The sequence below is a fragment of the candidate division WOR-3 bacterium genome (genome assembly GCA_039801725.1).
Taxonomy (GTDB): Bacteria; Hydrothermota; Tepidihabitantia; order Tepidihabitantales; family DTDR01; genus DTDR01.
On sequence record JBDRVE010000010.1, the window covers coordinates 14,875 to 35,480 of the forward strand.

14 protein-coding genes are annotated in these 20,606 nt (G+C 31.6%); 12 read left to right on the forward strand and 2 right to left on the reverse strand.

Features of this window, described 5'->3' with window-relative positions; translation table 11 throughout:
* Positions 1-31 precede the first annotated feature (31 nt).
* Entirely contained in the window at positions 32-913 is an 882-nt protein-coding gene (locus ABIK75_03370; protein ID MEO0090127.1) for a decaprenyl-phosphate phosphoribosyltransferase, read from the reverse strand.
* 71 nt (positions 914-984) lie between these two features.
* Between ABIK75_03370 and kbl the strand changes: the two genes are divergently transcribed.
* The 12 genes from kbl (at position 985) to ABIK75_03430 (ending at position 19,225) form a co-directional block, all read left to right on the forward strand.
* A complete protein-coding gene (gene kbl / locus ABIK75_03375; protein ID MEO0090128.1) occupies positions 985-2,229 on the forward strand; it encodes a glycine C-acetyltransferase in 1,245 nt (414 codons plus the stop codon).
* 531 nt (positions 2,230-2,760) lie between these two features.
* The gene (locus tag ABIK75_03380; protein ID MEO0090129.1) at positions 2,761-3,204 is read left to right on the forward strand and encodes a hypothetical protein; all 444 of its coding nucleotides are present in this window, start codon (positions 2,761-2,763) and stop codon (positions 3,202-3,204) included.
* A gap of 47 nt (positions 3,205-3,251) precedes the next feature.
* A complete protein-coding gene (locus ABIK75_03385) occupies positions 3,252-6,980 on the forward strand; it encodes a C25 family cysteine peptidase (GenBank protein MEO0090130.1) in 3,729 nt (1,242 codons plus the stop codon).
* A 57-nt stretch (positions 6,981-7,037) separates the two neighbouring features.
* Positions 7,038-8,363: an acetyl ornithine aminotransferase family protein gene (locus ABIK75_03390; GenBank protein MEO0090131.1), complete on the forward strand. Its 1,326-nt coding sequence runs from the start codon at positions 7,038-7,040 to the stop codon at positions 8,361-8,363.
* Between the two features lie 22 nt (positions 8,364-8,385).
* On the forward strand, positions 8,386-11,118 hold the full coding sequence (locus ABIK75_03395) for a T9SS type A sorting domain-containing protein (protein ID MEO0090132.1): 2,733 nt from the start codon (positions 8,386-8,388) through the stop codon (positions 11,116-11,118).
* Between the two features lie 63 nt (positions 11,119-11,181).
* A complete protein-coding gene (gene tilS / locus ABIK75_03400; GenBank protein ID MEO0090133.1) occupies positions 11,182-12,558 on the forward strand; it encodes a tRNA lysidine(34) synthetase TilS in 1,377 nt (458 codons plus the stop codon).
* On the forward strand, positions 12,531-14,363 hold the full coding sequence (gene ftsH, locus ABIK75_03405; GenBank protein ID MEO0090134.1) for an ATP-dependent zinc metalloprotease FtsH: 1,833 nt from the start codon (positions 12,531-12,533) through the stop codon (positions 14,361-14,363). The genes tilS and ftsH overlap by 28 nt, the downstream gene beginning before the upstream one ends.
* A 38-nt stretch (positions 14,364-14,401) precedes the next feature.
* Positions 14,402-15,277 carry a 4-hydroxy-tetrahydrodipicolinate synthase gene (gene dapA / locus ABIK75_03410; protein MEO0090135.1) on the forward strand — a complete coding sequence of 292 codons (876 nt, stop codon included), beginning with the start codon at positions 14,402-14,404 and terminating at the stop codon, positions 15,275-15,277.
* Positions 15,274-15,984, forward strand: coding sequence for a 4-hydroxy-tetrahydrodipicolinate reductase (gene dapB / locus ABIK75_03415; GenBank protein ID MEO0090136.1), 711 nt, complete (start codon positions 15,274-15,276; stop codon positions 15,982-15,984). Before dapA ends, dapB begins: the two co-directional genes overlap by 4 nt.
* A 17-nt stretch (positions 15,985-16,001) precedes the next feature.
* A complete protein-coding gene (locus ABIK75_03420) occupies positions 16,002-17,096 on the forward strand; it encodes a hypothetical protein (GenBank protein ID MEO0090137.1) in 1,095 nt (364 codons plus the stop codon).
* 38 nt (positions 17,097-17,134) lie between these two features.
* Positions 17,135-18,499, forward strand: coding sequence for a phosphomannomutase/phosphoglucomutase (locus tag ABIK75_03425; GenBank protein MEO0090138.1), 1,365 nt, complete (start codon positions 17,135-17,137; stop codon positions 18,497-18,499).
* Positions 18,500-18,505: 6 nt separating this feature from the next.
* A complete protein-coding gene (locus tag ABIK75_03430) occupies positions 18,506-19,225 on the forward strand; it encodes an ATP-binding protein (GenBank protein MEO0090139.1) in 720 nt (239 codons plus the stop codon).
* On the opposite strand, the gene ABIK75_03435 is transcribed toward ABIK75_03430, so the two are convergent.
* On the reverse strand, positions 19,217-20,506 hold the full coding sequence (locus ABIK75_03435) for a replication-associated recombination protein A (GenBank protein ID MEO0090140.1): 1,290 nt from the start codon (positions 20,504-20,506) through the stop codon (positions 19,217-19,219). The two genes, ABIK75_03430 and ABIK75_03435, sit on opposite strands and share 9 nt — an antisense overlap.
* Positions 20,507-20,606 lie beyond the last annotated feature (100 nt).

Sequence of the window (20,606 nt, forward strand, 5' to 3'; positions counted from 1 at the left end):
TTAGGATTTGTTTTTAAAACAAAAACTTCGCTCATATTATTTTATAAATAATAAGGATTACACAAATAAACCATAAGATAATATTTATTAACAAAGGAATATCTTTGATAAATGCCTTATCAGGATTTTCAAAAAATTGGCGATGATAAACTAAATAAAGATAACGAAATATTCCGTAAATAACAAAAGGCACTGTTAAAACCAAATTTTTTGTATTAAATTTATGTATTGTTTCAGGTGCTACCGTATAAAGAGTATAAGCAATAAGAGAAGAAGCGGTTGCGACACTAATCATTTGGTCAATAAAATTATGGGAATAATCCTTTAAAACTTTTCGGTGAGAAATCGCCTTTTCGTTAAGCATTTCGATTTCGGTTTTTCTTTTGGTTAATGCTAAAAATAACGCAAGTAAAATAGTGCAGATAAAAAGCCATTCAGAAAGAGAAACATTGACCAAAACAGTTCCTGCCCAGGCTCTTAAAAGGAAACCAATCGCAACAATAATAACATCTAAGATGACAATATCTTTAAGATAAAGAGTATAAAATATTGATAAAATAATATAAAAGATTAAGACAAAAAAGAAAGAACGGGATAAAAGATAAGAAAAAATTAATGAAAAAATAAGCAAAAGGAGCGCTAAAATAAAAGCAACCTCTTTTTTTATTAAACCGCTGGCAATTGGTCTTTCTTTCTTTTCTGGATGAAGTTTATCTCTTTCGTAATCTTTTATATCATTCAATACATAAAGGGAACCAGAAGCAAAGGAAAAAAGAAAAAAAGCAAAAATTGTTTTTAAAAATAAAGAAATGTCAAATAACTTTTGAGCAAATACTAAACCAGCAAAAATTAAAATATTTTTAAACCATTGATGGGGTCTTAATGAGATAATAAAATAATAAACACTCTTCATTAATTAAATAATTATACAATTGAAATTATTTATTTTCAAATTATAATATATAAAATAAAAATGGAGGTTTTATGGCATACGGTGCAATTAGAGAGTTTTTAAGTAACGAATTAAAAGCAACAAGGGAAGCAGGACTTTACAAAGAAGAAAGATACATTTTAACTCCTCAATCTTCCGAAATTATTGTCGAGTATCCGGAAGGTGCCAAACCAAGAAAGGTTTTAAACTTTTGTGCCAATAACTATTTAGGTTTATCAAGCCATCCGAAAGTAATTGAAGCAGCGAGAAAGGGTTTAGAATCTCATGGTTTTGGTCTTTCTTCGGTTCGTTTCATTTGCGGAACTCAAGATATTCATAAGATTTTAGAAAGAAAGATTGCTCAATTTTTAGGAACAGAAGATGCCATTTTATATTCCTCTTGTTTTGATGCCAATGCTGGACTTTTTGAACCACTATTTAACGAACAAGATGCCATTATTTCTGACCGATTAAATCACGCCTCAATTATTGACGGAATAAGAATGTGCAAAGCCGAAAGATTTATTTTTCAACACGGTGATATGAAAGATTTGGAAGAAAAATTAAAGGCAACCCAACATAAAAGATTTCGGATTATCGCCACCGACGGAGTATTCTCAATGGATGGTGATATTGCCAATCTTGCTGATATTTGTGAATTGGCTGATAAATATGATGCCTTAGTAATGATTGATGATGCCCACGCTACTGGTTTTATTGGTAAAACTGGCAGAGGAACACCAGAATATCATAATGTAATGGGAAGGGTTGATATAATTACAACAACTTTTGGTAAGGCAATGGGTGGTGCTTCTGGTGGTTGTACTGCTTCCCGAAAAGAAATTGTGGAGATTTTAAGACAACGTTCAAGACCTTATCTCTTCTCTAACACTTTAAGTCCGGTAATTGTTAATGCCACGATTGCCGTAATTGATTTATTAACCGAAACAACTGAATTAAGAGACAAATTAGAATGGAATACAAAATATTTTAGAGAAAAGATGATGGAATTAGGATTTGATATCAAACCAGGAATTCATCCGATTGTCCCAATAATGCTTTATAATGCTCGGTTATCTCAAGAATTTGCTCGGGATTTATATTATGAAGGGATTTATGTTGTTGGTTTCTTCTATCCAGTAGTTCCGAGAGGTGAAGCAAGAATTCGGGTTCAACTTTCTGCTGCTCACGAAAAAGACCATCTCGACCAAGCCTTAGAAGCCTTTAAGAAAGTTGGTGATAAATATAAAATCCGTGGTAAGAAGAAAGAAGAGATTATTGCGATGTACGGCGAATAATTCATAATTCAATTATTCATTCTATTTTTACGCAGGATAACGGGATTTTCTAATATTTAGAAATTTAATATAATCTACTCCTTTTGAAATAAAAAATCATCTTTAACTTATTTTTATTTAGATTTAAAATTTAAAAACCTTTTTTATTGCCAACATTTTCCAAAAATACCTGCTTAACCAAGAGATTATCTATACCTTGTGTTAGAAATTTTATTACAGAAATTTTTATAAATTTATTAAATTTTTTCTTTGTAGAATTACTATCACTCTGTTTATAATTCTTAGAAAGAAACATCTCCCCGTAGCGCTCTCCTTCTTTGGATTTTTTCCTCTCTCAGTGTTTAAAAATGGGTTAATGAACTCATTAGCATTTAATTGAAAAATTAGAAGCAACTTTCTTATCATATTTAAAATTTTAAACCAAGTGGAAAGTCTAATCGAATAAAATAAACATTTAGATGTATCCGAAAGTTATTGATTTTATTTAATAAATGGGTATACTTATTTAATATGTTTAAAAAGGAGGAATCTATGAAAAGAGTTTTAATTTCTTTAATGCTTTTTATTTTTTTTATTCCGCTAATCTCTTTTTCTCAAAAGAAAGTGTTGAGTGAGAAGGACATTCAGAAGATAATTGTTGCCGAATACGAAGACGCTCAGATTGAGAAATTGGAAAAGAAACAAGAAGAAAGTAATATCTTTTATTATGCTGATATTACCTTTGAGAATAAGAAATTAACTTTAAAAATTGATGGAAAAACTGGTAAAATAGTTGAGAAGAAAGAAATTTTAACACCAGTTGATATTAAGGCAATGGAACTGGCAAAATCAATCTTGGATGGTGAAATTATGAATTGGTCAAAGGAAGTTGAAGAGGAAGAAATAACTTATTATTTTGAAATGAAAGATAATAAAGGAATAATAAAAAATATTGAAATTAGTATTAGTTGGGAAGTTGAAGAAGAGGAAGAATAAAAAAATAATAAAAATAAAAAAATAATAAAAATAAAAGGAGGAAAAAAATGAAGAAGTTAATTATTCTTTTATTTCTTATTATCTTCTCTGCTTTTAGCGGAGAGATTACAAAAAAAATTGATTTTCCTTTAAGTGCTCTTTCTTTAACTCAAAAAGATGGTTATACGGTTGTTGATTTATTTGATGCTCCTTATTATGAAGGTCCTTTGGGTTCGCCCCAGATTCCAGTAATTCCTATTTCTTGTGTTATTCCACCAAATGCTTATTTAAAGGATGTTGAGATATTAGAAATTAACGAAGTAAAAATTCCTGGTGAATATTTATTATATCCTATCCAATATGGTCAAACCTGGTCAATTAATCAAGAGAAGAAAGAGTTTGTTTTACCAAAAGAAGAATATTATTCATTAAATACAATCTATCCCGAAAAAGTAATTAACTATCTAAATACTGGAAATAAAGGTGGTTTTAAAATTGGTAGTTTCTTATTATTTCCTGTTCGTTATCTACCGGCGAAGAGAGAATTGTATTTTATTACTTCTTTAAAAGTAAAGATTGTTTACGAAGAGAAAAATATTTCAATAAAAAGAATTTCACCCTTTAAAAAACAACTACTTTTATCCAGTATTTATAAAATGGTATGTAACCCAGAAGATGCCGAAAGATTTTCGCCTTATGTTGAGAATAATTTAGGTAAAAAAGGAAGTTTATATTTACCACCCGGTTATTATGAATATGTGATTATTACACCAAATATGTTTGTTCCGGCTTGTTCTTCTTTATTATATTGGCGGAATAAACAAGGTTATCCAAGCACAGTAATGACGATTGAAGAAATCCAAAGCACTTATCCTGGTAGAGATTTACCCGAAAAGATGAGGAATTTTATAAAAGATGCTGATACTATTTGGCAGACACCTTTCTTTTTCATTGTTCGGCAAGACCATCCCGCACAACAATACCGAAGGTGTTATGTGTATTATACCGGTTCTTATCGGGACACATTACCTTGTGACCTATATTTCTCTGATTTAGATGGAGATTGGGATTTTAATAGAAATAATATCTTCGGAGAAGTTGCTGATTCAGTAGACGGCTATTCGGATGTTTATGTGGGAATGATTCCTGTTGACAGTTTAGAAGAAATTACCAGATATATTTCCAAGGTATTTAGATTTGAAAAGACACCGGATAATTCAACTTTATATCCGATAAAAGTTTTATTGCCGGTTGGAGTCACCTTCTCCCAAGAATTTAATGATTCAATATATTATGCAATGCCTGCCCATTGGTTTGGTTGTCGGATGTATATGAGTGGCGGCAGTATAACACCCACTCCACAAAGATATTGTGATTCAATAAATTCTGGTTATGGTTATACCTCAATTATTGCCCACGGAAGTGAAACATCTTATGACCTTGGTGGTTCCGTAACAATTCCGATGATGATGAATTTAAATAATACTAATAAATTAAATGTGTTAACCGCGGTTTGCTGTCATACAGGTGCTTTTGATTATTCTACTTCTGATTGTATTGCAGAATATATGACAACTCATTCACCAAATGGTTTTGCAGCAGTAATGATGAATTCAAGATACGGTTGGGTAAGAGTAGCAGAATATTATAACTACCACTTCTTCTATAAATTCTTACCAAGACAACCTATTGGTCGCAATCCCTTATGTTCTGCTTATGTCTATGTTGGTGAAGCCCTTGCCCATTCTAAAGACCAGTTAAGACCATTATGGCCAATGACTGACTCTTCCCGATTTCGTTGGGAAGCATATGAAAGAAACCTTTTTGGCTGTCCTATGATTTTGTTATGGACAGATACTATTACCTATGCACAAGTTAATTTTCCGTCAACAATTCCCATTGGCTCAAATATTCCTGTATATATCACTGTTTCAACGAATGGCATACCGATAGAAAGTGCTTTGGTTTGTTTATGGAAAGGTAATGAAGTCTATGCCAAAGGAAAAACAAATAGCAGTGGCGAAATAACTTTATATGTTACTCCCCAAACACCAGGAAATATGTTATTAACTGTTAGTGGTAGGAATTTCTATCCTTATGAAGATTCAATATTAGTTATTCCGACAGGTCGTTATGTTGCCTATCGTAGTCATTTAATTAATGATGACCCACCAAGAGGAAATGGTGATGGTATACCAAATCCTGGTGAAGAATTAGAGATTCCTGTATGGGTTAAAAACTTTGGTGAATTACAAGCGGACAATGTCTATGGATATTTCTTTAGTCGCGATACCAACGTTACTTATAATGATACTGTAAAATTCTTTGGTAATATACCTGGTGGCGACTCAGCATTTACCGGTGAAAATGGTTTTAACTTAACCCTTTCTAATAATCTAACAAACGGTTATTCAATACTCTGTTCATTAAAATTAAAAGATGCTTATGATTCTATTTGGTATTCAAGATTTACTATTACCGTTGGCACACCAATTTTATCTTATGAAGATTTCTTTGTTAAAGACTCATTCTCCCAAAGACCAAATGGTAGAATTGACCCTGGCGAAACTGCTGATGTTTTAATAAAAATAAGAAATACTGGTTTAGGTCATGGTTATAATGTCTATGCTATTTTAAAGAGTTCTGATACTTTATTTACAATTGTTGACTCTTTTGCTGATTTTGGAACTGTATTAAGGGGTGATACTGCAATCAATTTTAATGACCATTTCAAAGTATTTGCCTCGCAATTAATTAGGCCGGAGACAGAAATTCTTTGTACATTGAAACTATATGCTGTTAATTATGAGAGGATAACAACTTTTAGAATACCAATTGGTAGATTGACAATAACTGACCCGATACCTGACAATCGCCAGCCTGAGCCATTATATTATGCTTATGATGATGTTGATACTTTTTATCAACAGACAGAGCCTTTTGAGTGGGTTGAGATAAGAAATGTTGGTACAAGATTGCCGATAACTTCTGATGACCAGACAATCCAGATTAACTTACCATTCCCATTTAGATATTACGGAGTTCTTTATACTGGCCAATTATCCGTCTGTGGCAATGGTTGGATTACGCCTGTCTATACTACTTCAACAGTTTATACTAATCAGCCGTTACCTGACCCGACATCATCAAATCCGAGTGCAATGATATGTCCAAATTGGGATGATTTATATCCACCGACGGGTAATGGAATTTGGTTTTATTACGATACATTAAATCACCGAATGATTTTGGAATGGGATAGTGTTCATTATTATAATCCAAGAGAGCAATGGGATAAGTTTCAGATTATAATATATGATACCACAGTTCAAACTCCAACGGGTGATAATATAATTAAATTCCAGTATTTAACAGCGAATTATTATCAATCAAACACGGTTGGTATTGAAGACCAGACAAATACGATTGGAATCTGTGCGGTTTATAATAATAATTATCATCGGGCATCGGCACAAATTCAAGCAGGAAGAGCAATAAAATTAATTACTGGTCAGCCATTACCAAGAGTGAATATCTTTGAGTTTACTAAAAAAGAAGGTGAAATTAATAAATATGGAGAACTCCAAAGATTACCGACAATTCTTAAAGGAAGTTCAATTATTCTGCCAATAAAAGCAAATAAGGTGGCTATCTATGATATTACCGGAAAGAAGATTAAAGATATTGAACGAAAGAAAGAAAAAGAGATAAAAATTGAAAATCTACCAACAGGAATTTACATAATAAAAAATCTTGAAAATAAGAAGGAGATTTACAAGATAATTATAACAAAATAAAGTAAAACTAAATTTTTAAGATATACTTCTGAAATTAAAAATTTAAAAAGGAGTAATATGCGTCCAAAAATCATTACAAAATTACCCGGTCCCAAGGCATTAAGATATTTAAGAAAAGATAAGAAATATATTTCACCTTCTTATACTCGTGTTTATCCAGCAGTAATTGAGAAAGGAGAAGGTGTTTGGGTCTGGGATGTGGATGGAAACAAATTCCTAGATTTTAATGCCGGAATTGCTGTTTGTGCCACTGGCCATTGTCATCCAAAGGTAGTGGAAGCGGTAAAAAAACAGGTTGAAAAACTATTTCATTATTCGGGAACCGATTTTTATTATCCTTATCAAACAATCTTAGCAGAAAAACTTGTTGAAATAACTCCTGGCGGAATGAATAAAAAGGTATTTTTCTGTAACTCCGGTACCGAAGCAACTGAGGGAAGTATTAAACTTGTGAGATATTATACTAAGAGACCATATCTTATCTCTTTTTTAGGTTCTTTTCATGGCAGAACATTAGGTGCCTTATCCCTTACAGGAAGTAAATTTATTCAAAAGAAAGGTTTTGCCCCTCTTCTACCTGGTGTTTTTCATATTCCCTATCCTTATTGTTATCGTTGTGTTTTTAATTTAGAATATCCCAGTTGCAATTTTTACTGCGTAAAATATATTGAAGAAGAAATTTTTAAAAAGGTATTGCCACCAGAAGAAGTAGCAGCAATTTTTGTTGAACCAATCCAAGGAGAAGGTGGATATATTGTACCACCTGATGGTTATTTTCAGGAATTAAAGAAATTATGCGAGAAATACGAAATTCTCTTTGTTGCTGACGAAGTCCAATCTGGAATGGGAAGAACAGGAAAAATGTTCGCCTTAGAACATTGGGGTATTTTTGCTGATGTCTATTACTTGGCGAAAGGTATTGCTTCTGGACTTCCTTTGGGTGCGATTATTGCCCGCTCTTCAATAATGACTTGGAAACCAGGAAGCCACGCTTCTACTTTTGGTGGCAATCCGGTTGCTTGTGCTGCCGCAATGGCAACAATCGAACTTTTAGAAAATGGCTTGATAGAAAATGCCGAAAAGGTGGGTAAATTTATTATAAAAAATTTAGAAAAATGGCAAGAAGAATATGATTTTATTGGCGAAGTACGCGGTAAAGGATTAATGATTGGTATCGAAATTGTTGAAGATAAAATTTCTAAAAAACCTGTTCCGGAAAAAGTTCAGGCAATTATTCATAAAGCCTTTGAAAAAGGACTGCTTATTCTTCCTTGTGGAATCTCAACAATCCGAATTGCTCCACCACTAATCATTACCGAAGAAGAAGCAAGTGTTGGTTTAGAAATTTTAGAAGACACTTTAAAGGAGATATTCTTAAAATAAAAAATTTAAAAGGAGAAGAAAAATGGGAAATTTATTAATTTATTTAATAGTTTTTACTTTGACTATTCCTTTTAAATTTAATAGATCCTTTAAAAACTCTTATCTAATAAAAAGAAATTTCCCTAAAAGAAAAGAATTTACCCATTCTTTAAATAAAAAATTCTTTTCTCCTTTTTCATTATTGGGAAGAAAAAATTTAAAAAAATATTATCAATCTCAGAAAAATTGTTTATTAGAGGAATTTTTATTAGATACTACCCGAATTTTTGGACCGGCTCCTTCTGATCAAGAATTTTCTTCAATTGCTTTTGATGGCACAAATTATTTTGTTGTTTGGCACGACTGGCGAAGAGACGGCGATATTTATGGCGCAAGAATTACTTTAGATGGAATTTTACTGGATACTTTTGGAATTCCTATCTGTACTACTTATGAAGCACAAATATGTCCTGCAGTTGCTTTTGATGGCACAAATTATTTAGTAGTCTGGGAAGATTGGCGTAACATAGAAGCCGATATCTACGGAGCAAGAGTTAGTCGAGAAGGAATTGTCCTTGACCCAGAAGGTTTTCCAATCTCCACAGCTCTTTTTGACCAAACTCTTCCAACGATATGCTTTGATGGCACAAATTATCTGGTGGCTTGGAATGACTGTCGAAATAATATTGAAGAACCAGATATTTATGCTGCCCGAGTTAACACTAATGGAATCGTTCTTGACCCAAACGGCATCCCTATTTCTACCGCTCCTTTTTACCAGATGCTCTTTCGTGGCATTGCTTTTGATGGTCGAAATTATTTTTTAGTTTGGATGGATGACCGAGATGGCGATTGGTATTTTGACATTTATGGAGCAAGGTTAACAACTAATGGTATTATTATTGATACAAATGGAATTCAAATTTCCTCAGCTGGAAATAACCAATATCTACCTCAAGTCAGTTTTGGTGGAAACAACTTTTTTGTCGTTTGGTATGACGATCGAGAAACAACTGAAGATTTCCGAATTTATGGGGCAAGAGTGAGTACTCAGGGAGTTGTTCTCGACCCAGATGGTATCCAGATTTCCCAATATCTAAGTACTATCCCAACTATAAAATTTGATGGTACAAATTATTTAGTAGTTTGGAGTGATTACCGCTCAGGTTGGGAATTCGATATTTATGGCAGTCGAGTAACTCCTGGTGGTATTGTTTTAGATCCCGAAGGTATCCCAATTTCTACTTATGAATCTGACCAAGGAATACCATCAATTTCTTTTGATGGTAATAAATATTTTATTACCTGGTCTGATTACCGATTCATTTACTCGGACATTTATGGTACAAGAATGACAACCTCTGGAATAGTTCTCGATACAAACGGCATTCTTTTGGATTACGGTTATAGTAGCCCCGAACAACTTTTTCCTAAAGTTGCTTTTGATGGTCGAAATTATTTTGTTGTGTGGGAAGATTATCGTAATGGCGAAGCCGATATCTATGGTGCCAGAGTTACTCCTGACGGCAGAATCCTTGACCCAGAGGGAATTGGAATTTGTAACACTGAAAATTATCAAATATCACCAGCCATTGCTTTTGATGGAACCAACTATCTGATAGTTTGGACAGATTACCGTAATGGTGAAGCTGATATTTATGGAACAAGAATAACACCACAAGGAGTTGTGTTAGATACCAATGGCATCCCAATTTCTACTGCGGAAATTGACCAAATTTCACCTTCTTTAGCATTTGATGGAAATAATTATTTGGTAGTTTGGCGAGATTTCCGTAGCGGTTGGTCTGATATTTACGGTGCTCGAGTTACTCCTCAAGGTATTATCCTTGATCCTGATGGTATTCCAATTTCTACTGCTATTAATGAACAATATGACCCAAATGTAGCATTTGATGGAAATAACTATTTAGTAGTTTGGGATGATAATCGAAATGGTGAAAATTTTGATATTTATGGTGCGCGAGTAACACCTAATGGAATTGTTCTTGATCCGGAAGGAATTCCTATTTCGACAGCCGAATATGAACAATGGTATCCCAAAATTGCTTTTGATGGGAATAACTATTTTATTGTTTGGATGGATGATCGGGACGGTGATTGGTATTTTGATATCTATGGTACAAGGGTAAACCCTAATGGCAATGTTCTTGAACCACAAGGAATCCCTATTTCTACTGCTGATTTTGATCAAATAGAACCATCATTAATCTATGATGGAATAAATTATTTTGTAATCTGGACCGATTGGCGTAACTTGAGTGGCGATATTTATGGCGCAAGAGTAACATCACAAGGTATTGTTCTTGATCCCCAAGGTATTGAACTTATCAATCAAGAAGAAACCCGTTCCTCTCCTCATTTAGTTAAAGGTTTGGATGCCCAGCTTTTACTCACTTTTTCTGGTTATGTTTCTTTATTTGGTGTTAAAAAAGTATTTGGCGCTTTCTATCCTGGACCAAGTCCAGAAGTTAAAGAAAGAAAAAATAACAAAAAATTTGATTTAAAAATTTATTCTAATTTTATAAGAAATTATATTTTAATAAAATTCTTTTTAGAAAAATCAGAAAGAGAAGACAATATTAGACTCGAACTTTTGGATATCTCCGGAAAAATGATAAAATCGGTAATTAGTGAATGTGCATCCGATAGTCAACAGATAAAATTTTCCCTTCCAAATATTAATTCAGGAATATATTTCTTAAAATTAGCAACCAATAAAAGATGTTTTATTACTAAAATTACTATTGTTAGATAAATAAAAAAATCTAAATTTATCTTATTTTGAAGAACTTTATCTCTCTTTGTAAAATATTTTATTATGAAAGGAAATAAGATTTTAGAAAAGGTTAAAAAAACAATTGAAAAGTATCAATTATTAGAAAAGAATGATAGAGTTTTGGTTGGTTTTTCCGGTGGCAAGGACTCAGTTTGTCTTCTCTATATTTTATATTTATTAAAAGAAAAATTTAAATTAGATTTAATGGCCTTTCATCTTAATCACTTATTAAGAGGCAAGGAGGCAAAAAGGGATGAAGAATTTTGTAAAGAATTTTGTAAGAAATTAAATATTCCAATAATTGTTAAACGTAGAGATGTGAAGAACTACAGCCAAAAACATAATTTAAGCATTGAAGAAGCCGGTCACAAATTAAGATATTATTACTATGAAAAAATTGCTGAAAAAGAGAAATGTCAAAGAATCGCTTTAGCCCATACTGCTTCCGATAACGTAGAAACAATTTTGCTTTCTTTAATTTATGGCCAATCTTTGGGAAGAATTGCCGGCATTCTACCAAAAAGAGATAAAATCATTCGCCCACTGATTGATTTAACAACCGAAGAAGTTTTGTTATTTTTAAAAGAAAATAATCTTACTTATGTAGAAGACTCCACTAATCAAGACTTAAAAATTCCCAGAAATTATTTAAGAAATATCATCATCCCCAATTTGAAAAAATTAAATCCTAATTTAGAAAAAACTTTTAGACAGATAAGCGAAATTCTTCTTCAAGAAAATGAATATTTAGAAAAAGAAACCAACGGGATTTTCAATTCTTTAGTAAAAAAACAAAATGACGACATTCTTATTTCCAAAAAAGATTTTATTCCTTTACCTTTAGTATTGAAAAGAAGAGTATTAAAGAAACTATTTCCTGATGCTTCTTTCTGGCAAATTGAAAACATAATTAATCTGTTTAAAACGCAGATTGGTAAGAAAATAGAAAGGAAGAACGAGATTATTTATAATGATTATGAGTGTTTAAGAATTAGTAAAAGAAAAGAAAAGAGAAAAAAAGAGATATTTAAAATAAAATTGAATAGGGTAAATAACTTTAAAGAAATTAATTTAAAATTGACTTGCGATGTTATGGATATTGAAAAAATCAAGAAATTTGATTATAATAATTGTGAATACTTTGATAAAGATGATATCAAATTACCCTTGTTTATTAGATTTAGAAAAAAAGGTGATATTATTAAAATTAAAGAAGGAAACAAAAAAGTTAAAAAACTTTTTATTGATATGAAAATTCCGCAAGCAATAAGAGATAAAATTCCTTTTATTTGTGACCAAAAAGGAATCCTTTGGATTTTGGGGGTTTATCGTGCTTACCGAGGTTTAATTAAAAAAAACACTAAAAAAGTATTGAGAATAAAAATTTTAAAATGGCAAAATCCAATCTACCAAAATTAATTATCGGTCAAGTTTTTATTTGGCTACTTATTATTGTTATTGTTTGGTTAGCTTTTAACCTTTTTAATATTCGAACAACAAAAATAAATATTGATTATTCTCGGTTTTTAGAAGAAGTAGAAAAAGGCAATATTGAAAGTATCATTCTTATTGATAAAGAAGTTAACGGAACTTTCCGTGAACCGATCGCTTTAAATGAAGGTGAAAAAAGAAGATATAAAGAATTTAAAACTTACTTACCTTTTCCCGATCCAAAAATAATTGAAAAATTGGTTAAAAGTAAAACGGAAGTGATTGCACGGCCACCTTCTAATATTTCTAATATCATCTTAGGAATTATTCCTTGGCTTTTTTTCATTTTTTTAATGACTCTTTTTTTCCGAAGAGTAGCATCCGGACAAGATCGGGCTTTCACTTTTGGTAAAAGCCGGGCCAAAATTTTAAACGAAAGCAAACCTAAAGTAACTTTTGAAGATGTCGCTGGTGTTGACGAAGCGAAAGAAGAGTTAAAAGAAGTTATTGAATTTCTTAAAGCACCAGCGAAATTCCAAAAGTTGGGCGGAAGAATTCCCAAGGGTGTTTTATTAGTAGGTCCACCCGGTACTGGTAAAACTTTATTAGCAAAGGCTGTGGCGGGAGAAGCGGGAGTGCCTTTTCTTTCTATTTCGGGTTCAGAATTTGTGGAGATGTTTGTTGGTGTAGGCGCTGCCCGAGTGAGAGATTTATTTGAACAGGCAAAGAAAAATGCTCCGTGTATTGTCTTTATTGATGAAATTGATGCTGTGGGTAGACAAAGAGGCGCAGGAATTGGTGGTGGACATGACGAAAGAGAACAAACTTTAAATCAACTTCTTGCCGAAATGGATGGTTTTGATACTACGGAAGGAATAATTATCATTGCGGCAACCAATCGGCCGGATATTCTTGATCCGGCTCTTTTAAGACCGGGTAGATTTGATAGAAAAATTGTTGTTGACCGACCTGATGTGAAAGGTCGAGAAGAGATTTTAAAAGTTCATACAAGAAAGGTTCCTTTAGATAAAGATGTCGACCTAAAAATTTTAGCAAGAAGCACACCGGGTTTTTCTGGCGCTGATCTGGCAAATATGGTAAACGAAGCCGCCTTACTTGCTGCTCGTAGAGGAAGGGATAAAGTTACTATGCAAGATTTTGAAGATGCCAAAGATAAAGTTTTAATGGGAATAGAAAGAAGAAGTTTATTAATTTCCGAACAAGAAAAAAGATGGATTGCTTATCACGAAGCTGGACATGCATTAGTTTCAAAATTAATTCCCGGCACTGACCCAATTCATAAGGTGACAATCATTCCTCGCGGAATGGCGTTAGGAGTTACTCAACAATTACCGATTGACGACCGGAGAATCTATTCTAAAACCTATTGTGTAAATCAATTAACCGTGATGCTTGGTGGCAGAGCAGCCGAAGAAATAGTTTTTGGTGATATTTCTACCGGTTCTCGCGACGATATTGATAAAGCAACTCAACTGGCAAGAATGATGGTCTGTGAATGGGGAATGAGTGAAAAATTAGGACCTTTAACATTGGGAAAAAGGGAAGAAGAAATATTCTTAGGTAAGGAATTTGGTCTTCACCGAAGTATTTCTGAAGAGACTGCAAAAATTATTGATGAAGAAATTAAAAATTTTGTTGAAGGTGCACACCAAAAGGCATTAGAAATTATCAAAAATAATGAACAACTACTCCATAGAATTGCTAATAAATTATTAGAAAAAGAAATTCTTACTGGTGAAGAAATAGATGAAATTATAAAAAGTTCTCAGTAATAGTATAAATTACTTTTAATTTACAAAAGGAGGGTTAAATGTTTAGGGGTTCCATAGTTGCCTTAATTACGCCTTTTAAAAATGGTAAATTAGATATCGAAGGTTTAAAGAAAAATCTTCAATTTCAATTAGAAAATGATACCGATGGTTTTCTCCCTTGTGGTACAACTGGTGAAACACCTTCTTTAGAAGAGGACGAGTGGATAGAAATAGTAAAAACAACAATTGAATTTGTGAATAAAAGAAAACCGGTAATTGTTGGAACCGGAACGAATAATACTAAAAAAACAATAAAATATACGGTGTTAGCTGAAAAACTCGGTGCCGATGCCTGTTTAGTTGTTGCACCTTATTATAACAAACCAACCCAAGAAGGTTTATATCAACATTTTAAAGAAGTGAGCCAAAGTGTAAAAATACCAATTATTCTTTATAATATTCCTTCCCGAACCGGTGTAAATATCTTACCAAAAACATTAGCAAGACTTGTTTCTGATTGTAAAAATATTATTGGTATAAAAGAAGCATCAGGAAATTTAGATCAGGTTTCAGAAATTATTTCTATATTGGGAAATAATTTTGTTGTTTTTTCTGGTGATGATTCGCTAACTCTACCAATTCTTTCTCTTGGCGGTAAAGGTGTAATTTCTGTTTTGGCGAATATTTTGCCAAAAGAAACTCATTTATTGGTTAAAAATTTCTTGGAAGGCAATATTAGAGAAGCCCAAAAAATTCATTTAAGATATTTTAAACTGATGAAAGCATTATTTATTGAAACAAATCCGATACCGGTTAAAACTGCAATGAATTTAATGGGTTTACCAGCAGGAGAATTAAGATTACCATTAACACCAATGACAAAAGAAAATTTGGAATATTTAAAATCAATAATGCAGGAATTAAATCTAATATGATAAAAGTTATCCTTATTGGTGCTTTAGGGAAAATGGGAAGGGTTTTAGGAGAAGTAATTAATAAAGAAAAAGATATGCAAATTATTTACGGAATCGAAAAGGAAAATCATCCTGATTTGAATAAACATTTTTATGATGGCTATCTTCTAAGTAAGTTAGAAAAAGTTATAAATGAATGCGACATCTGTGTAGAGTTTACAAATCCTCAGGCAACTTTAGAACATTTAGAAATTATAAAAAAAGCAAAAAAACCATTTTTGATAGGAACCACCGGCTTTACAAAAGAAGAAATGGAAATTTTAAAATCTGCAGGCAAAGAAATTCCTCTCCTCTATTCTTCCAATTATTCTTTTGGCATTAATTTCATTTTTAAAATTTTAAAAGAGATAATAAAAATCCTTCCTGATAATTATGATATTACTTTAATTGAAACCCATCATAAAGAGAAAAAAGATGCGCCTTCGGGAACAGCAAAAAGAATGGTTGAAATTATCAAAGAAAGAAAAGATAAAGAGATAAAGACAATTTCTTTAAGATTTGGTGATATTATTGGTAAGCATACTTTAATTTTTGCTACCAATGGTGAAGTTATTGAAATCACCCATAATGCCCTTTCTCGTTTTGCCTTTGCTAACGGTGTTATTTATGGAATAAGATTTTTAATTAAACAAAAATCAGGATTTTATTTATTTGAAGAGATAATTTAATTTAAAAGGAGGGGAATATGCAGAAAATAATTTTGGTATTAATATTTTTAATCTTTTCTCTTTTTGCTGAATCTTTAAATGTGAGATTTATTGGTTATTATGACACTCCGGGTTTTGCCAATTCTCTTTTTATTGTCAATAATTATGCTTATGTGGCCGATAGTGATAGTGGATTAAGGATTATTAATATTTCTAATCCTCAAAATCCCTATGAAGTGGGTAATTTTAAATTACCACTTGTTAATTTTAAAATTCCCTTTTTTTCTTCTCCTTATCTTTATCTTACCGACTATTATTTTGGATTAAGAATTGTTGATGTTTCTAATCCACAACAACCTTTTCAAGTAGGTGCTTTTCGCACACCCGGTTGGTCTTATGGTATTTGGGCATTAGATTCTTTTGTCTATATTGCTGATGGTAGTGGTTTAAGAATTATTAATATTTCTAATCCCCAAAATCCTTATGAAGTTAGTTTCTATGATACACCATCTTGGTTATGGAATCTATTTATTTCTTATCCCTATTGTTACCTTGCTGATGCCAGTGGTTTTTTAATTCTTGATATTTCTAATCCAAGAGAACCTAATCTTCTTAGTTTTTATCCTACTTCTGATGCTGTTTTGGATGTGTTTGTAAAAGATTCTTTTGCCTATCTCACAATCTATAACCAAGGTTTAAAAATTATTAATATTTCTAACCCTCAAATGCCCGTGCTCATGGGTGAGTATTTCATACCCAACGAATGTTGGGGAATTTTTGTTTCAAATTCTTATGTCTATATTGCTTGCGGTGAAATGGGAATAAAAGTTATTAATGTGAGCAACCCAAATAATCCTTATGAAATTGGTTACTATAATACACCTGGTTTTAGTAATGATATTTTTATAGTTGAACCTTATATTTATGCTGCTGATGGTGATTTCGGCTTCCAAATTTATCAATTTTATGGCACACCTAATATTGAAGAGAAGAATTATTCTCTTTTTAATAAAAAAGAAGATTTTAAAAATACTCTTCTATTTAATAAAGTGGGCAGAAAAATAAGAAATTTAAAGAAAATAAATGTTGATTATTACTTCTTAAAAAATAGCAAAGTCCTCCTTCTCAAATAATCTATTTGAAAAAATAGAAATTTTCTTTATATTAATCTATGAGTAAAATTAACCCCCAAATTTTCCGTGAATACGATATACGCGGCATTGCTGATATTGACTTAACTGATAATAATGTTTATTTAATTGCTTGTGGTTACGCAACTTATATCAACCAATTTGGTTATAAAGAAGTAATAATCGGTCGAGATGTGCGACTTTCTTCCCAAAGAATAAGAGATGCGTTAGTGGCTGGTTTTTTAGATAGTGGTTGTGATGTTATTGACTTAGGAATAATTCCGACACCAGTTTTTTATTTTTCTGCTTTTTATTATGATAAGAATGCCGGAATGATGATTACTGGTAGCCATAACCCAAAAGAATTTAATGGTTTTAAAATTGGATTGAATAAAACAACTATCTATGGAAAAGAAATTCAAAAATTACGAGAAATTATTGAAGAAGGAAAATTTGTAAAGGGAAAAGGAAAATTATCTTACTTAAATCCGATTCCTGATTATCTTAATTATCTAAAATCAAAAATAAAGTTTCAAAATAGTTTAAAAGTAGTATTTGACCCTGGTAACGGAACCGGTGGTTATTTATTAGAAGAACTTTTCAGAGATTATCCGATTGAACCGGCTTTTATTAATTTGGAACCTGATGGCAATTTTCCCAACCATTTACCTGACCCAACGATTATTGAATATATGCAAGATATAATAAGTTTAGTTAATGAACTTGATGCCGATTTAGGAATTGGTTATGATGGTGATTGTGATCGTATTGGTGCAGTAGATGATAAAGGAAGAATAGTATTTGGTGACAGATTACTTTGTCTTTATGCTTGGGATATTGTGAAAATAAATCCAAAAGCAAAGGTTGTTTTTGATGTGAAATGTTCCCAAGGATTAGTGGAATATTTAAATAAAATTGATGCTATACCAATTATGTGGAAAACTGGACATTCATTAATAAAGAATAAAATGAAAGAAGAAGGTGCCTTACTTGCTGGTGAAATGTCTGGTCATATGTTTTTTGCTGATGATTATTTCGGCTACGATGATGCCATTTATGCTTCATTAAGATTGATGAAAATTGTTGCTGATAGTGAGAAGAAACTTTCTGAGTTATTAAAAGATATTCCAGAATATTATTCTACACCAGAAATAAGAATTGAGTGTCCAGACGAAGAGAAATTTCGAGTAGTAGAAGAAGTAAAAAATTATTTCAAGCAGAAATACGATACTATTGATATTGACGGCGTAAGAGTTGTGTTTCCTGATGGCTGGGGACTTTTAAGGGCTTCAAATACCCAACCGGTTTTGGTTTTAAGATTTGAAGGAAAAAACGAAGAGAAATTAAAAGAGATAAAGGAATTGTTTTTCTCAATATTAACAAAATATCCCTTTATAAAACTCTAAAAAATTTTGGAGAACAAAGAGACGTATAAGAAGGCTTTTAATCTTCTTAAAAAGGCAATTGAAAATTATGGTCTTTTAAGCGAAAATGAAAAATTTATTGTTGGTGTCTCTGGCGGAAAGGATTCTTTATGTCTTGTTCATCTTTTAAATGAATATAACAAAAAAGAATATAAAAATTGGGATTTTATTTGTGTTTATGTAAAGCCTGATTTTATTAAGTTTGATACAGAAAGATTAACAAAATTCTTTAAGAAATATAAAATAAAATATGAAATATTAGAAGCAAATATTTTAAAGAAGATAGAGAATAGTAAGAAAAGCCCTTGTTTTTTCTGTTCAAGAGAAAGAAAAAAGAGCCTTTTTAATTTCGCTGAAAAATTAAATATTAATAAAATTGTCTTAGCCCATCATTTAGAAGATGTAAATGAAACTTTTTTGTTAAATTTATTTTTTAACAGTGAAATCTCAACCTTTCTACCAAAACAAGATTTTTTTAATGGTAAATTTTATATTGTTAGACCTATGTATTATTTTACTAACTCTTTAATCAAAAATTATAACAAGATTTTTAAAATAAAACCAATAAAAAATCCTTGCCCTTATATAAAAAAGAATAGAAGAGAAGAAATAAGAAAATTTTTAGAGAAATACTATAAAATGGATGAAAGAATAAGGGAGAATATATTTAAGGGGATTAAAAATATCAAAGAGAAGTATTTACCCTGATTTCTTTCTATAATGTTTTCCTTCAAAGCCTCGATTAGTAGGAAAATAATATCTTTTCCCTTTTAATAATGGCGGTAGATAATCTTGCTCAACTCTTCCTTCGGGATAATTATGAGGATATTTATAATCTTTACCATAACCAAATTTCTCCATTAATTTTGTTACTGGATTTCTTAAATGTAAAGGAACCGGCTCATTATAGGTAGTTAGGGCATCTTCTTTTGCCTTATTATATGCCAAATATACCGCATTACTTTTTGGTGCCAAAGCAAGATAAATAGTTGCCTGTGCCAATGCTAATGAACATTCGGGCATTCCAACAAATTCACAAGCCTCTTTGGCGGAAGTTGCCACTACCAATGCCATTGGGTCGGCATTACCAATGTCTTCGGAAGCCAAGATAATTAATCTTCTTGCAATATATAATGGGTCGCAACCTGCTTCCAACATCCGAGCAAGCCAATATAAACCAGCATCCGCATCAGAACCTCTTACCGATTTTATAAATGCTGAGATAAGATTATAAAATTCTTCACCCTTTTTATCAAAATGTAAAACTTTCCTTTCTAAAAGTTTATCAATCTCTTCAATTTTGATTATTCTTTTTCCATTTTTATCTTTTTCACTACTTAAAGTAGCAAGTTCTAAAATATTTAAGGCAACTCGAGCATCACCATTAGAAATATGAGCAATATGCTCTAACACTTCTTCGCTTATTTCAATATCAAAATCTTTTAAACCATTAGGATGATTAATTGCCCTTTTTAAAATCTCTTTTATTTCATCAATACTTAATGGATTTAAAATATAAACTTTTAGACGAGAAAGCAAAGGAGGAATAATTTCAAAAGAAGGATTTTCAGTAGTAGCACAAATTAAAATAATTTTCCCTTTTTCTACATAAGGTAATAAGGCATCTTGTTGGGCTTTATTAAAATGGTGGATTTCATCAATAAAAATTATTGTCTGCCTCTTATAATATTTCAAATCTTTTTCGGCTAACTTTATTGCCCTTTTTACTTCATTAATCGTCGTATCAACAGCGCTAAAAGGGATAAAATTGGCATTACTCATCTCAGCAATAATCCTTGCCAAAGTAGTTTTTCCTGTTCCGGGTGGTCCCCAGAAAATTAAAGAATGTAATTTTCTTTTTTCTACCAACTTTCGAAAAGGACTATCATTAGAAAGTAAATGTCTCTGACCAACAATCTCATCAAGATTTTTTGGTCTTACCCTTTCTGCCAAAGGCGGTAAAAAACTACTCTTCTCAAAAAGTTCCATCAAAAAATTATAAGGCTTCAAAAATTAAATGTCAATGATTATTTTAAAAAAATTGATTTTCTTACTACTTTCCCTTCTGGCAGGTTTATTTCAATGAAAT

Bases quoted from the DNA above. Each gene is read 5' to 3' on its own strand.
- ABIK75_03370 (MEO0090127.1), bottom strand. From the start codon at position 913: ATGAAGAGTGTTTATTATTTTATTATCTCATTAAGACCCCATCAATGG.
- kbl (MEO0090128.1), top strand. From the start codon at position 985: ATGGCATACGGTGCAATTAGAGAGTTTTTAAGTAACGAATTAAAAGCA.
- ABIK75_03380 (MEO0090129.1), top strand. From the start codon at position 2,761: ATGAAAAGAGTTTTAATTTCTTTAATGCTTTTTATTTTTTTTATTCCG.
- ABIK75_03385 (MEO0090130.1), top strand. From the start codon at position 3,252: ATGAAGAAGTTAATTATTCTTTTATTTCTTATTATCTTCTCTGCTTTT.
- ABIK75_03390 (MEO0090131.1), top strand. From the start codon at position 7,038: ATGCGTCCAAAAATCATTACAAAATTACCCGGTCCCAAGGCATTAAGA.
- ABIK75_03395 (MEO0090132.1), top strand. From the start codon at position 8,386: ATGGGAAATTTATTAATTTATTTAATAGTTTTTACTTTGACTATTCCT.
- tilS (MEO0090133.1), top strand. From the start codon at position 11,182: ATGAAAGGAAATAAGATTTTAGAAAAGGTTAAAAAAACAATTGAAAAG.
- ftsH (MEO0090134.1), top strand. From the start codon at position 12,531: ATGGCAAAATCCAATCTACCAAAATTAATTATCGGTCAAGTTTTTATT.
- dapA (MEO0090135.1), top strand. From the start codon at position 14,402: ATGTTTAGGGGTTCCATAGTTGCCTTAATTACGCCTTTTAAAAATGGT.
- dapB (MEO0090136.1), top strand. From the start codon at position 15,274: ATGATAAAAGTTATCCTTATTGGTGCTTTAGGGAAAATGGGAAGGGTT.
- ABIK75_03420 (MEO0090137.1), top strand. From the start codon at position 16,002: ATGCAGAAAATAATTTTGGTATTAATATTTTTAATCTTTTCTCTTTTT.
- ABIK75_03425 (MEO0090138.1), top strand. From the start codon at position 17,135: ATGAGTAAAATTAACCCCCAAATTTTCCGTGAATACGATATACGCGGC.
- ABIK75_03435 (MEO0090140.1), bottom strand. From the start codon at position 20,506: ATGGAACTTTTTGAGAAGAGTAGTTTTTTACCGCCTTTGGCAGAAAGG.